Source organism: Pseudomonas sp. GW821-FHT09A09 (assembly GCF_059418405.1).
Genome location: NZ_JBWKPU010000001.1, coordinates 58,955 through 73,144, shown reverse-complemented (window position 1 = coordinate 73,144; position 14,190 = coordinate 58,955). Strand labels below are relative to the sequence as shown.

Sequence of the window (14,190 nt, the reverse complement as noted above, 5' to 3'; positions counted from 1 at the left end):
CAAGCCAGCGCCTACAAGGGCATGCGTTTACTGCGCGGTGTAGATCTGGTCGAACACGCCGCCGTCGTTAAAGAATTTCGGTTGGGCAGTCTTCCAGCCGCCGAAGTCTTTGTCGATAGTCACCAGGTCCAGTTTCGGGAACTGCTGGGCGTATTTGGCGGCTACTTTCGCATCGCGTGGGCGGTAGAAGTTCTTCGCCGCAATCTCCTGGCCAGCCGGGCTGTACAGGTGCTTCAGGTATTCAGTGGCGATCTCGGTGTTGCCCTTTTTCTCGGCGTTCTTGTCGACCACGGCCACCGGTGGCTCGGCCAGGATCGACAGGGAAGGCACGACGATGTCGAACTTGTCGGCGCCGCCGTCTTCTTTCAGGGCCAGGAAGGCTTCGTTTTCCCAGGCCAGCAACACGTCACCCTGACCGTTGTTGACGAAGGTGATGGTCGAACCGCGAGCACCGGTGTCCAGCACGGGCACGTGTTTGAACAGCTCTTTCACGTATTCCTGGGCCTTGGCTTCGCTGCCACCGGCTTTCAGGCCGTAGGCCCAGGCGGCGAGGAAGTTCCAGCGCGCACCGCCGGAGGTTTTCGGGTTCGGCGTGATCACCGATACGTCTTTCTTGATCAGGTCGCCCCAATCCTTGATGCCTTTAGGGTTGCCCTTGCGTACCAGGAACACGATGGTCGAGGTATACGGGGTGCTGGCGTCCGGCAGGCGGGTCTGCCAGTTCTCCGGCAGGGTCTTGCCCAGCTTGGCGATTTCGTCGATGTCGCCGGCCAGGGCCAGGGTCACGACGTCGGCGCGCAGGCCGTCGATCACGGCACGGCCTTGTTTGCCCGAGCCGCCGTGGGATTGCTGGATCTTGACGTTGTCACCGGGGTGGGACTGTTTCCAGAAGTTGGTGAACTCAGCGTTGTAGTCCTGGTACAGCTCACGGGTAGGGTCGTACGAGACGTTGAGCAACTCGTAGTCCTTGGCAACGGCGGAACCTGCAAACACGGCGCTGGCCAGGGCGGCCAGGGCGTAACGGCGAATCGACGACATAGAAGCTCCTGAAAATTCTGGGTGTTGGCTTTTTCTTATAGTTGCGGGTCTAGCATGCGAATCGCCGTGGTTGCTTACGCCGGTTTGTTGCCCGGGTTCTGCAGACGGAATTTTTCTTTGCGTTCGATCTGTACCACTTGGGCGTTGTGCACCGTGATTTCCACCGCGCCAAACCGCAGGTCGCGCAACGCGCTCTGGATCTCACGCAAAATGGCTGCTTCGTCCTGGCCGTCGACGCTACGTAGAGATGCGCTCATGGTCTCGCTCCTGAAATGAATAGTGCCTCGCAGTGGCGGCACTGCTTGTGGCGTGAGGGCGATAGTAGATAAGCGCGGATATTCTTAAAAATACTATTTAAGAATGTTTATATAACCAGAAAGAATTTTCTGGCAGGACGTGGGGTTGCGAGAGTTTTCGGCTTCGAAATACTGCTTCAAGGGCGCTACAGAACCCTGTGGGAGCCGGGCTTGCCCGCGATGACGGTGTGTCAGCCACCCACTATTTTGAATGTAAGACCGCCATCGCGGGCAAGCCCGGCTCCCACATTGACGGCGTTATGCCTGTCGGATCGAGGGAGCCCTGTCCCAATCAATTTCACCTGCCGGCACCGGCCTTCCAAACCAATACCCCTGCCCCATGTCGCAGTCATGCTCCAACAGGAACCGCGCCTGCTCCATTTGCTCGATCCCTTCGGCATGCACCTGCATGCCCATGCTTTTGGCCAGGGCGATCACCACGCGCACGATGGCGGCGTCGTCTTCGTCCCATGGCAATCCGGCGACAAAACCCTGGTCGATCTTGAGCTTCTGCACGGGCAGGCGCTTGAGGCGCAACAGCGAGGAATAGCCGGTGCCGAAGTCGTCGATGGCCAGGCGCAGGCCCAGTTCACGCAAGCGGTGCAGTTGCTCCAGGGCTTCTTCGGGGTCATCCATGACGGCGCTTTCGGTCACTTCCAGCTCCAGGAAAGCCGGGTCCAGGCCGGTGTCGTGCAACACCTGGGCGACCTGTTCATACAGCTCGCGCCGGGCAAACAGTCGGCTGGAGACATTCACGGCGATGAAGCTCAACGGCACGCCGTCAGCCAGCCATTGGCACATCTGGCGGCAGGCCTGGTCCATCACCCAGGCATCGATGTCGGCAATCAGTCCGGTGCGCTCGGCAATCGGGATGAAGTCGCCCGGGGGCACCAGGCCGCGCTCCGGGTGTTGCCAGCGCACCAGCGCCTCTACGCCGATCAGGCGACTGCCGTGAAGGTCGTGCACGGGCTGGTAAAACACCCGTAACTCCTGCTGGTCGAGGGCGCGGCGCAATTCGCTGGCGATCTCGACGCGGTGCTGGGCATGGGCGGTCAGTTCTTCGGTGTACAAGGCGTAGCCTTCGCGCCCTGCACTCTTGGCCTTGAACAGCGCCGAGTCGGCGTTACGCAGCAACTGTTCGGCGCTCAGGGCATCGCTGGGGAACAGGCTGATGCCAATACTCGCGCTGATAAACAGTTGGTGCCCGTCGAAGATGAACGGCTGCTTCATCGCATCCAATATGCGCTGGGCCAGTGCCGCCGCCTGCACCACCTGTGGACAACTTTCGGCGAGCACCGCGAACTCGTCACCGCCCAGGCGCGCCAGGGTCACGCCGGGGCCGAACAGCCCCTTGAGGCGCTCACCGACCACCTTGAGCAACTGGTCGCCGACGTTGTGGCCAAGGCTGTCGTTGATGATCTTGAAGTGGTCCAGGTCCAGCAGCAGCAGGGCACAGCCGCGTTTGTGGGCCTGAGCCGAGGCCAGCGCCTGTTCGGCGCGGTCAGTGAACAGCAGGCGATTGGGCAGGTCGGTGAGCGGATCGTGGTGGGCCAGGTGAGCCAGTTCGTGCTCGGAGTCCTTGATGGCGCTGATGTCGGAAAACACCGCGACATAATGGCTGACCTGGCCCAGGTCATCGTGGATCACGCGGATGGTCTGCCACTGTGGATAAATCTCGCCGCTTTTGCGCCGGTTCCAGATTTCACCGCTCCATTCGCCGTTGCGCGCCAGGGTCTGGAACATCTGTTGATAAAAATTCGACGAATGGCGCCCCGACTTGAACAGGCTCGGTTGCTGGCCCATGACGTCTTCACGGCTGTAGCCGGTGATTTCCATGAACGCCCGGTTGACGTGCACGATCTGCCCCTTGGCGTCGGTGACCAGCACTCCTTCACGGGTGCAGTCGAACACAGCGGCGGCCTGGCGCAGGCGCTCGCGGTTCTCTTTCAAGGGCTGCTGCAGTTGGTGGGTACGGGCAAATCGCACGCAAATCAGGTAGATAGCCAGCGCGCTGAAGGCCACCCACACATAGCCGCGCACCTGCAGCCAGCGCCCCAACTCCCCAGGCTCATCGAGAAAGTTGATCAATAGATGGTTGCTGAGCTGGAGCCACGCAATGGACACCAACAGGTATACCAGCCCCGCACGCAGGGCACCTCGGTATGAAAACAGCATATGGTCAGTAATCCTTACCAAAAAAACAGAATCGCCCTACAAAGGCTGCGGATTATAGAATAAGAAACATCCAGTCACTCCTATCTGAAAGGGCGGCTGGTTTTCTCTGTAGGCTTAGTGATAATGCGTGAGCTGTTTTTTTCTTTATCTGAGGGCCATACAGCCTATGTGGTACAACGGTTTTCTTGACCTGTCAGCCTGGCAACTGGTGGCAGTCACGCTGTTGATGACCCACGTGACCATTGTTGGGGTCACGGTCTATCTGCACCGTTATTCAGCGCACCGCTCCCTGGAGCTCAATGGTGGCCTGAAACACTTCTTCCGCTTCTGGCTGTGGCTGACCACGGCGCAGAACACCCGCGAGTGGACCGCCATCCACCGCAAGCACCACGCCAAATGCGAAACCGTCGATGACCCGCACAGCCCGGTCATCAAGGGCCTGTCCACGGTGTTGCGCAAAGGCGCCGAGCTGTACCGCGCCGAAGCCGAGAACCCCGAGACCCTGCGCATCTACGGCAAGAACTGCCCGGACGACTGGATCGAACGCAAAATCTACACGCCTTACCCGTTGCTGGGCGTGGCGATCATGGGCGTGATCGACCTGCTGCTGTTCGGCACCATCGGCATCACCATCTGGGCGATCCAGATGATGTGGATCCCGTTCTGGGCCGCCGGCGTGATCAACGGCCTCGGCCATGCCGTGGGCTACCGCAACTTCGAATGCCGTGACGCCGCCACCAACCTGGTGCCATGGGGCATCATCGTCGGCGGCGAAGAGCTGCATAACAACCACCACACTTATCCCAACTCCGCCAAGCTGTCGGTGAAGAAGTGGGAGTTCGACCTGGGTTGGGCGTGGATCAAGGTGTTCAGCTTCCTGCGTTTGGCCAAGGTGCAACGTGTTGCGCCCATTGCCCACCGCGTGGAAGGCAAGGGTCACCTGGACATGGACACTGCCATGGCGATCCTCAACAACCGCTTCCAGATCATGGCCCAGTACCGCAAGCTGGTGATCGGCCCGCTGGTCAAGCAGGAGCTGGAGAAGGTCGATCATTCGGTACGCCACCAGTTCCACCGGGCCAAGCGGTTGCTGTCGCGTGAAACCAGCTTGCTGGATGACCGCCATCACGTGCGCATCCAGAGCATGCTGGAACACAGCCAGGCCCTGAAAGTGATCTACGAGAAGCGCCTGGCGCTGCAGCAGATCTGGCTCAAGACCAGCTCCAATGGCCACGATATGCTGGCGGCGATGAAGGAATGGGTACACGAGGCCGAGGCCAGTGGCATTCAGTCGTTGCGCGATTTTGCTCACCAGTTGAAGACCTACTCCCTGCGTCCAGCAGCGGTGTAAGCGCGATGTGGGAGGGCTCGCCCTCCCACACCTCCTCTTTTTGGCGTCATTTTCCGGGCACGGGCAATCCATGCCAATCACGGAACTTCACCGCAATTCCCCTCTCTCAAAGAACACTTCGCCATCATGGTGGCCCCTTGTAGTGACCGCTGTTCAATCCTGCGGCGCGCCCAGAGAGAGTTGTGCCGATGGTCCCCGAAAAGCCCTACCTGCCCGACACCCCCACCGCCGAGCACCCGCGCCCGGCCGCGGCGGCGACCCTGCTGGCCTTGATGCATGCCCAAGGCGAGGTCGAGCGCCTGAGCGAGCGCGAGCAACTGCTCAGCTCGCTGCTGGTCAGCGTGAACGCGGTGCTGTGGGCCATCGATTGGGAGACGCGTCGCGTGCTGTATGTGAGCCCGGCCTATGAACGGGTGTTTGGCCGTTCGGCGGGTTTGCTGCTGGCCGACCATCGGGAATGGCGCAACAGCATTCACCCCGAAGACCTCGACTACGCCGAACACAGCCTGGCCCGCGTGCTGGAGCACGGCGCCGTGGAAGACCGCGAATACCGCATCATCACCGCCGACGGGCAGATCCGCTGGCTGAGTGACAAGTGCTACATCAACCAGCAAGTAGAGCCCGGCGAGCCGGTGATCGTGGTCGGGATGGCCGAAGACATCACCGAAAAGAAGCAGCTTGAGCTTGAGCTGCACCGCCTGGCCACCACCGATGTGCTGACACAGAGCAGCAACCGTCGACACTTCTTCGAATGTGCCAACCAGGCGTTCGACAGCGCCTGCGCCCAGGGCGCCCCGCTGGCCTTTTTGCTGCTGGACATTGATGACTTCAAGGACGTCAACGACTCCTACGGCCATCTGGAAGGCGATCAGGTACTGCGCCGTATCGCCGAGAGCGGCCGAAGTGTGTTGCGCCGTGGTGACCTGTTCGGGCGTATTGGCGGCGAAGAATTCGCTGCGGTGCTGCCCGGTTGTGCGCCGGACATGGCATTGCAGGTGGCCGAGCGGCTGGGCAACGAGATCCAGGCGCTGAGTTTCAGCTACGAAGGCCAGGCGTTTACCGTGACCGTCAGTCAGGGCCTGGCCAGCCTCAGCGAGGAAGATTCAACCCTCGACAGCCTGTTCGCACGAGCCGATGCGGCCATGTACGAGGCCAAGCGGCAGGGCAAGAACCGCGTCATCGCTGGCTAAAGCCGAACACATTCATCGGCCACACTAAAAACCGCCGCTCCCACATTTGGATTTTGTCGTCCTCCAAGGCCCTGTATATCCGTAGGAGCCGGCTTGCCGGCGATAGCGGTGGGTCAGTGCCAAATGTTTTGTCTGATCGATTGCGATCGCTGGCAAGCCAGCTCCTACAGGGGGCTGTGTGTTTTTCAGGCGTTGCGGACGCGGGTGAGTTCCGACAAGCCCACCTTGAGCAACCGTGCGGTCTTGCTCTTGGCCAGCTCTTCCAGCCCCTCATGCTCGGTCAGGCGTGCCATCTGCGCCGCCAGGTTCACCACCAGCGCATCCCGGGCGTACACGCCGCCTTCCAATGAGTAAATCGCCGCGATCAACTGACGCAGTTCCAGCGGCAGGCGCCAACGCGCGCGCAATGCCGAGCCGTAAGCCGCGCCAAAGGTGTAGAGAGATTCACCAATCATCTCGTCATCCAACGCACCGCCACCCTGGCGCCAGTCTTCCAGGCAACGCAGCAACGCCAAGTCGCCTAGCCGGTGCAGGATTCCCGCGCTGTAGCAGCGCTCGTGGTCCAGCTCCAGCATGCGCGCCAGGCGACGTGCGTAGTCGGCGGTGTCCTGGGACAATTGCCAGTGACGCTCGGCGTAGGCCACCAAAGCCGGATCGCCCAGCACCACGTTGTGCTTGAGCGCAAGGCCGAGGATCAGGTTCATGCTCTGCCCCGCCACCAGCTTGTGCAGCGCAGCAGGCAAGGTCTGCACCGGTGTGCCGTGGTGGCCGGCGCTGTTGGCCGCGGCAATCAGTACGGCGGTGATCTGCGGGTCCATGCGCACTCGGTCTTCCAGGCGCTTGAGGTCCAGGCCATCAGCGCCCAGGCTGTGCTGCACGGCGGCTTTCACATCGACCCGCAGTGGCGCGCCGTCGCAGGTTTCGCGGCGGCGCTCCAGGAACACTGGCAAGGTCATGCCCGGCGCCAGCGGGGGGATCTCGCAGTACACGCTCTCGCCTTCATTGAGCAGCAGGTCCTGCAGGCGCTGGGTCAGGCCTTCCATATTCAGGGGTTTGGTCAGGTAGGCGGTCGGCGCCAGGGGCAGGGCTTCCCGCACGCTGGCACTGTCATTGCGACTGCTCAGCAGAATGAACGGCAGCAGGGGCGAGCGGCGCTTCTGGCGCACGTTTCGCAGCAGGCTCAGGCCATCGATGCCCGGCAACTCCCAATCCGCCAGGATCAGGTCGTAGGGTTTGTCTCGCAACAACGTGGCGGCCTCGTGCCCATCGGCACACACATCCAGCCGCGCGTCACAGCGCACATTCAATAACACTTGCTTGAGCAGATCCCGCGACCAAGGGTCCGCCTCGGCAATCAACACTCGGGGTACAGCTGGCAAATCAACAGCAGTCATCCGCACGCTCCATCGGCAATGCTTGCACCTTAGACAATCAAGGCGCCTACGTACAATGAACACGGACTGAATGTGCGGCAATGGGCATAAAAAAACCCGCCGAAGCGGGTTTTTTCTGTCGATCAGGTCAACTTCGGCTTACAGCTCGGAGAAGCACTCTTCGATGATCGCCAAGCCTTTGTCCAGTTGCTCGTCCGGCGAGGTCAGCGGAACCAGTACGCGCAACACGTTGCCGTAGGTGCCGCAGCTCAGCAGGATCAGGCCCTTGTCACGCGCCTTGGCCACCACGGAGGCAACGGCCGCCGCGTTTGGCTTGTGGGTGTCGCCGTCGTCGAACAGCTCGACTGCGATCATTGCGCCCAGGGCACGCACTTCGCCGATGACCGGGTACTTGGCCTGGATCGCTTTCAGACCGGTGACCAGGCGCTCGCCGACAGCCTTGCAGCGGTCCAGCAGGTGCTCTTCTTCGAATACTTCCATCACGGCCAGGGCCGCGGCGCAAGCGATCGGGCTACCGGCGTAGGTGCCGCCCAGGCCGCCGGGTGCGATGGCGTCCATGTATTCAGCCTTGCCGCACACACCGGCCAACGGGAAGCCGCCCGCGATGGATTTGGCGAAGGTGGTCAGGTCGGCAGCAACGCCCATCTGTTCCATGGCGAAGAAGGTGCCAGTGCGGCCAGCGCCGGTTTGCACTTCGTCGGCGATCAGCAGGATGCCGTGCTTGTCGCACAGTTCACGCAGGCGCTTCATGAAGGACTTTGGCGCGACGTAGAAACCGCCTTCACCCTGCACGGGCTCGATGATGATGGCAGCGATATCACGCGGCTCGGCATCGTTCTTGAAGATGCGTTCGATGCTGGCGATGGCGTCGTCGTCGCTTACACCGTGCAGCTCGTTCGGGTACAGCGCGCGGAACACGCCGCCCGGCATCAGGCCCATGCCGGCCGAGTACGGCACGACTTTACCGGTGAGGCCCAGGGTCATCATGGTGCGGCCGTGGTAAGCGCCGGTGAACGCAATCACGCCAGCACGGCCGGTGGCGGCACGGGCGATTTTCACGGCGTTTTCAACGGCTTCGGAACCGGTGGTGACCAGCAGGGTTTTCTTGGCGAAATCACCTGGGACCTTGGCGTTCACTTTTTCGCACAGTTCCACGTAAGGCTCGTAGGCCAGTACCTGGAAGCAGGTGTGAGTCAGCTTGTTCAGTTGCTCGGTCACGGCCGCGATGATTTTCGGGTGCACGTGGCCGGTGTTCAGCACGGCGATACCGCCGGCGAAGTCGATGAACTCGCGACCTTCAACGTCGGTCACGGTGGCGTTCTTCGCGGATTCGGCGAAGATCGGGTGAATCTGGCCAACACCGCGTGGTACAGCGGCTTCGCGGCGTTTCATCAGGGATGCGTTGGTCTTGCTCATAAAGTCCTCATTCGCCACTCATCGGGTGGCGTGGTCCAAGGAATACGTGGCGGGGAGGCAACTACGGCAGCATGCGATGATCGACTGCCACAGCTTTCCCGGCCACTACGAATAACGGGGTGAAACACGCAAAGGGTCAGCGCTCTCGTGCCCTCTGCGTTTACTGCAAGCTCTTGCCGGGCCGATTAGATGCCCAGGCAGAGGTATTTGATTTCCAGGTAGTCCTCGATCCCGTACTTGGACCCTTCACGGCCCAGGCCCGAAGCCTTGATGCCGCCGAACGGCGCCACTTCGTTGGAGATCAACCCGGTATTCACGCCGACCATGCCGTATTCCAGGGCTTCCGCCACACGGAACACACGGCCCAGGTCGCGGGCATAGAAGTAGGAAGCCAGGCCAAACTCGGTGTCGTTGGACATCGCGATCACTTCGGCTTCGTCTTTGAAACGGAACAGCGGTGCCAGTGGGCCGAAGGTTTCTTCCTTCGCGACAGCGGCATCTTTCGGCACGTTGGTGAGGATGGTCGGCTCGAAGAAATTGCCTTCCATCACCTTGCCACCGGCCAGCAGCGTGGCGCCTTTTTTCAGCGCGTCGGCGATGTGCTCCTGCACCTTGGCCACGGCTTTTTCGTCGATCAGCGGGCCAGTGGTGGTGCCTTCTTCCAGACCGTTGCCGATCTTGAGCTTGGCCACCGCAACCTTGAGCTTTTCAGCGAAGGCGTCGTACACCGAATCCTGGATGTACAGACGGTTGGCGCAGACGCAGGTCTGGCCGTTGTTGCGGTACTTGGAAATGATTGCGCCCTCGACAGCCTTATCCAGGTCGGCGTCGTCGAACACGATGAACGGCGCGTTGCCGCCCAGTTCCAGGGAGACTTTCTTGATGTCCTTGGCACATTCGGCCATCAGCTGGCGGCCGATTTCGGTCGAGCCGGTGAAGGACAACTTACGCACGATCGGGTTGCTGGTCAGCTCACCGCCGATGTCGCCGGCGCTGCCGGTCACCACGCTCAGCACGCCTTTCGGGATACCGGCACGGTGCGCCAGTTCAACCAGGGCCAGGGCCGAGAACGGGGTTTGCGAAGCCGGCTTGATGACCATGGTGCAACCGGCGGCCAGGGCCGGGCCGGCTTTACGGGTGATCATCGCGGCCGGGAAGTTCCACGGGGTGATGGCAGCGGTCACGCCGATCGGCTGCTTGATCACGATCAGACGCTTGTCGGGCTGGTGGCCGGGGATCACGTCGCCGTAGATGCGCTTGGCTTCTTCGGCGAACCACTCGATGAAGGAGGCCGCGTAGGCGATTTCGCCCTTGGCTTCGGCCAGCGGCTTGCCTTGTTCGAGGGTCATCAGGCGACCGAGGTCGTCCTGGTTTTCGATCAGCAGTTCGAACCAACGGCGCAGCTTGTTGGCGCGCTCCTTGGCGGTCAGTGCACGCCAGGCCGGCAGGGCCTTGTCGGCGGCTTCGATGGCGCGGCGGGTTTCAGCGGCGCCCATCTTCGGCACGGTGCCGAGAATCTCACCTGTGGCAGGGTTGTTGACCTTGATGGTCTGGCCATTGTCCGCATCGACCCAAGCGCCATCGATAAAGGCTTGCTGGCGGAACAACTGGGCATCTTTAAGCTGCATGTCGGCTTTCCTTAACAGCACCGCGCGCACGCGGAGCGAATTAGAGTTGTTGAAAGGCGCCTTGTGGGCTGCCGTCAGGGAAATCAGCCCCAGCACGCGAAAAAGTGAAAGGCGCACGGGAGACAGAGCGTTTGAAATCTCAAACGAATCCTAGGATCAATGGGGGGGCAGGGCAATAGTCTGTTCGAAAAAAAGAACGAAAACGGCGCATTTGCCGAAACTTTCTGATCAGCGTATTTCCGCCGGGTTCCAGGATCTCGATCAGTGGCACCCGGCGCAGGGCCTTCGGCGGGCAAATTCCTACCTTTAAACGGCCAAAGACCAGCATGGACGCCCAAGGTCGACATGGGTATGATGTCGCCCGCACAAGCATCCGTAGCTCAGCTGGATAGAGTACTGCCCTCCGAAGGCAGGGGTCGTGGGTTCGAATCCCGCCGGGTGCACCAGATACGAACGAAAAAGCCCCAGGTCGAAAGGCCTGGGGCTTTTTTATGGGTGTCAATTCACCGCTTCTGCAATGCCTCCAACCTTGCCGGCAAATCCTCCCCAGGGAAGCGCGCATGCAGCGCCAGCAGCTTCTCATCCGCCGCCCTCGCCTGCCCTGCTTCACGCAGCCTCACTATCTCATGCAACCCATCCTCCAACGAAGGCAACGCCACCGGCGCACGCTTGCTGAGCCTGGCGCTGGACTCATCCGCCATCGAGCCCATGACTTGCGCACTTTCGGCCTTGGGTGCAACGGCAAGGCGTGCCACGGGCGCAGGGGCCGACATCGGGGGCGGCGTCGGGGGCGGCGTCGGGCGGGCGGCTTCTTCGTGGAGCGCGGAGAAGGTAGCCGTGGAGATTTCCGGCTGTGGAACGGGCGAGCGCATCACCACGCCGATCATCAGCGCCAAGCCCGCCACGGTGGCGAATGCCATCTGCCAGCGCGGGCGTTGGCAAGCTTGCAGCCAGCGCTGCCACAGGTTCGGCCGTGAGGCCGGGGCTTCGCGGCGGGCGGTGGCGAGGATGAAGGCGTCGAGGGACGCAGGCGGTTCGCCGGTGCTGTGTTGACGATAGTGCTGGAGCAGCACGTCGTCGGTATCCGGGGTGTGTCGGGGGTCGGTCATGCGGATATCTCCTCGGCCAGCAGGCGACGCAGTTTCTGCTGGGCGTAACGCAGGCGGCTTTTTACGGTTTCCAGCGGCGTGTTGGTGAGTGCGGCGATTTGCGGCACTTCCAGGTCGCCGTGCAGGCGCAGCAGGAAGACCTCGCGCTGGTCTTCGGGCAAGTCCTGCAACGCAGCGTCGAGGCGCGCCTGGTCGCGGCTCAGGCTCAATTGCTGCTCGGGGCCGGCGCTGTCGTCGGCCTGGGCATGCAGTTGCTCGTCGTAGCTGTCGTGCAGTGGGTTGTGAATGCCGTGCTTGCGCCAGTAGTCGATCAGGCGGTTGCGGGCAATCTGGAACAACCAGGTGCGAAAGCTCGCCCGCCCCTGTGGCTGGGTATTGCTGCGGATCAGGCTGAGCCAAGTCTCCTGGTAGATTTCCTCGGCCAGCTCAGCCTTGTTGCTCAAGGACACCAGGAACCGGTACAAGCCCTGGCGATGCCGCGCGTACAGAACCTCAAACGCGGCACTTTCACCGGTTCGGTAGCGGGCCAGTAGCGCTTCATCGCTGGGTGAATCGTCTGGGACGGCCATGCGGGTGGCGAACTCCTTTCGGTATTCCGTGTAGGAGCCGGCTTGCCGGCGATGGCGGTGTGTCAGGTGACGCATGCGCCACAGAGAGTCCGCTATCGCCGGCAAGCCGGCTCCTACAGGTGGGCGGTTTGTTGGAAATCAGTGTTTGAGGGCCTGGGCCATTTCAACCAGTTGCACGAACTCGTTGCGCAGGCCAAAGGGATCATCGCCCCGGGCCGAGCGTGCCAGTGCGGCCGTGTCACTCAAACTCATTGAGCCAGTGTAGCGGCCATCGCCCTTGAGCTGTTGGGCAAAGGCGGCCACGGCCGCCGAGAAGCGCAGGTCGTCGCTGGCCTTGTTTGATGCGTTGCTGATCGGGCGCTCGATCAATCGGCTGTCGCCCCCCGCAGCGGGCTTGTAGCGTACGCGCAACATGGCCAGCTCAGCGGAGTTGCCTACCGACGAAGGCTCACTGGCGTAGCGCAACGGTTCTATCCAGCCTTTCTTGCCCTTCGGCACGATTTCGTACAGCGCAGTTACCGTATGCCCTGCGCCGATTTCACCGGCGTCGACCTTGTCGTTGTTGAAATCCTCACGCTTGAGCGCGCGGTTTTCATAGCCGAGCAAACGGTACTCGCTGACCTGGGCCGGGTTGAATTCCACCTGCAACTTCACGTCCCGCGCGACGATCGCCAGGGTCGAGCTGAGCTGTTCCACCAGCACCTTGCGGGCTTCGCGCAGGTTGTCGATATACGCATAGTTGCCATCGCCCGCATCGGCCAGCTGTTCCATCAGGTGTTCGTTGTAGTTGTCCACACCAAACCCCAGGGTGGTGAGAGAGACACCACTTTTGCGCTGGTCCACGGCCATCTGCTTGAGGCTGTCGAAGTCGCTGACACCCACATTGAAGTCACCGTCGGTCGCCAGCAGGATGCGGTTGATGCCGTTGTCGATAAAGCCTTCGCGGGCCATCTGGTAGGCCAGCTCGATACCCGAGGCTCCTGCGGTGGAGCCGCCTGCGGTGAGCTGGTCGATGGCATTGCGGATTTTCGCCTTGTCGCGGCCGGACGTGGGCTTGAGCACCACACGCGATTCACCGGCGTACACCACCAGCGACACACGGTCTTGCTCACGCAGTTGATCCACCAGCAACTTCAAGGTGCTTTTCACCAGCGGCAGGCCTTCCGGGCGGTCCATGGAACCGGACACATCCACCAGGAACACCAGGTTGGCCGGCGCCAGCTGCGCCACGGCGCGGTCGGACGCCTTGATGCCGATGCGCAGCAATTGCGTGTCTGGATTCCACGGCGTGGCCGCCACCTCGGTGGTCACGCCAAAGGGTGAACCGTCCGTGGGCAGCGCATAGCTGTAGGGAAAGTAGTTGACCATTTCCTCCAATCGCACGGCGCCGTCAGGCGGCAAACGACCTCCGTTGAGGAACCGTCGCACGTTGGCGTAGCTGCCGGTGTCGACGTCGACACTGAAGGTCGAGACCGGTGTCTCGACCACGCGGTGCACCGGGTTGTCCGGCAGGTTAGCGTATTGCTCACGGGGTTCGCTGCGATACGCCATTGCCGTCGAGTCTTGCGCCATCAACCGCGCAGTCATCGGGGCTGGCAGCGCCATACGCTTGACCAGCGCACCTTGCACCGGCTCGCTGCTCAGCTCGGAAAGAGGCGCTGCGACGGTGGCTGCTTCAGGCTTGGCCTCATCGCGGGAAGAAGATAGCCCGCACCCGGCGAGCGCGATCAACGAGACGACGGCGAATCCCTGGAAAAAAGGGCGCAGGTACAACGTGGAGAGAGGGGACATGGCGACAGGACCTCGCGGATAAATGATGCCTACACAGCATCAGACGCAAGGTGCCTTCGGTTCGGGTTAAACCTGGGTATTGCTTTACCCAACACGAGGATGAGACAGGCAATCCTGTAAGCCCATGTATATGTCTTTTAGTGTCCAGTAGACGACTTTCGAAAAGCCCATCCATACAAATAGATGGAACCCGCTCTAGTTCGACGCTTGCGGTACACCAGCGCATTGACTTT

Annotated in this window: 11 protein-coding genes and 1 tRNA gene; 3 read left to right on the top strand and 9 right to left on the bottom strand. The window is 61.5% G+C overall.

The annotated features are described in order from the left end of the window. Positions 1–27: 27 nt before the first annotated feature. The 3 genes from AC07OV_RS00255 to dibA form a co-directional block, all read right to left on the bottom strand. A complete protein-coding gene (locus tag AC07OV_RS00255) occupies positions 28–1,038 on the bottom strand; it encodes a sulfate ABC transporter substrate-binding protein (protein ID WP_016975030.1) in 1,011 nt (336 codons plus the stop codon). Positions 1,039–1,112: 74 nt separating this feature from the next. Beyond that, positions 1,113–1,295 (bottom strand): sulfur starvation response protein OscA, encoded by a 183-nt coding sequence (oscA, locus tag AC07OV_RS00250; protein WP_010565387.1) that lies wholly within the window; start codon positions 1,293–1,295, stop codon positions 1,113–1,115. 297 nt (positions 1,296–1,592) lie between these two features. Next, positions 1,593–3,509, bottom strand: coding sequence for a phosphodiesterase DibA (gene dibA, locus AC07OV_RS00245; protein ID WP_494996062.1), 1,917 nt, complete (start codon positions 3,507–3,509; stop codon positions 1,593–1,595). 166 nt (positions 3,510–3,675) lie between these two features. On the opposite strand from dibA, the gene desA reads away from it, so the two are divergent. After that, entirely contained in the window at positions 3,676–4,860 is a 1,185-nt protein-coding gene (gene desA / locus AC07OV_RS00240; protein ID WP_176997401.1) for a delta-9 fatty acid desaturase DesA, read from the top strand. A gap of 188 nt (positions 4,861–5,048) precedes the next feature. Beyond that, complete coding sequence (locus AC07OV_RS00235) at positions 5,049–6,050, top strand: sensor domain-containing diguanylate cyclase (protein ID WP_495091215.1); 1,002 nt, start codon at positions 5,049–5,051, stop codon at positions 6,048–6,050. A 185-nt stretch (positions 6,051–6,235) separates the two neighbouring features. On the opposite strand, the gene AC07OV_RS00230 is transcribed toward AC07OV_RS00235, so the two are convergent. The 3 genes from AC07OV_RS00230 to gabD all read right to left on the bottom strand — a co-directional run bounded on the left by AC07OV_RS00230 (position 6,236) and on the right by gabD (position 10,488). Continuing rightward, a complete protein-coding gene (locus AC07OV_RS00230) occupies positions 6,236–7,444 on the bottom strand; it encodes an HDOD domain-containing protein (RefSeq protein WP_495091214.1) in 1,209 nt (402 codons plus the stop codon). Between the two features lie 138 nt (positions 7,445–7,582). Next, positions 7,583–8,860, bottom strand: a complete 1,278-nt coding sequence (gene gabT / locus AC07OV_RS00225; RefSeq protein WP_259172851.1) for a 4-aminobutyrate--2-oxoglutarate transaminase — start codon at positions 8,858–8,860, stop codon at positions 7,583–7,585. Positions 8,861–9,045: 185 nt separating this feature from the next. Further along, positions 9,046–10,488 carry an NADP-dependent succinate-semialdehyde dehydrogenase gene (gabD, locus tag AC07OV_RS00220; protein WP_494996059.1) on the bottom strand — a complete coding sequence of 481 codons (1,443 nt, stop codon included), beginning with the start codon at positions 10,486–10,488 and terminating at the stop codon, positions 9,046–9,048. Between the two features lie 369 nt (positions 10,489–10,857). On the opposite strand from gabD, the gene AC07OV_RS00215 reads away from it, so the two are divergent. Further along, positions 10,858–10,934: transfer RNA gene (locus AC07OV_RS00215), tRNA-Arg, on the top strand. Between the two features lie 57 nt (positions 10,935–10,991). Here AC07OV_RS00215 and AC07OV_RS00210 read toward each other — a convergent pair. From AC07OV_RS00210 to AC07OV_RS00200, 3 genes are all read right to left on the bottom strand, one after another. Continuing rightward, positions 10,992–11,597, bottom strand: a complete 606-nt coding sequence (locus tag AC07OV_RS00210) for a hypothetical protein (protein ID WP_495091213.1) — start codon at positions 11,595–11,597, stop codon at positions 10,992–10,994. Further along, complete coding sequence (locus AC07OV_RS00205) at positions 11,594–12,166, bottom strand: RNA polymerase sigma factor (protein WP_494996045.1); 573 nt, start codon at positions 12,164–12,166, stop codon at positions 11,594–11,596. Before AC07OV_RS00205 ends, AC07OV_RS00210 begins: the two co-directional genes overlap by 4 nt. A 138-nt stretch (positions 12,167–12,304) precedes the next feature. Then, entirely contained in the window at positions 12,305–13,957 is a 1,653-nt protein-coding gene (locus AC07OV_RS00200; protein ID WP_495091212.1) for a vWA domain-containing protein, read from the bottom strand. Positions 13,958–14,190 lie beyond the last annotated feature (233 nt).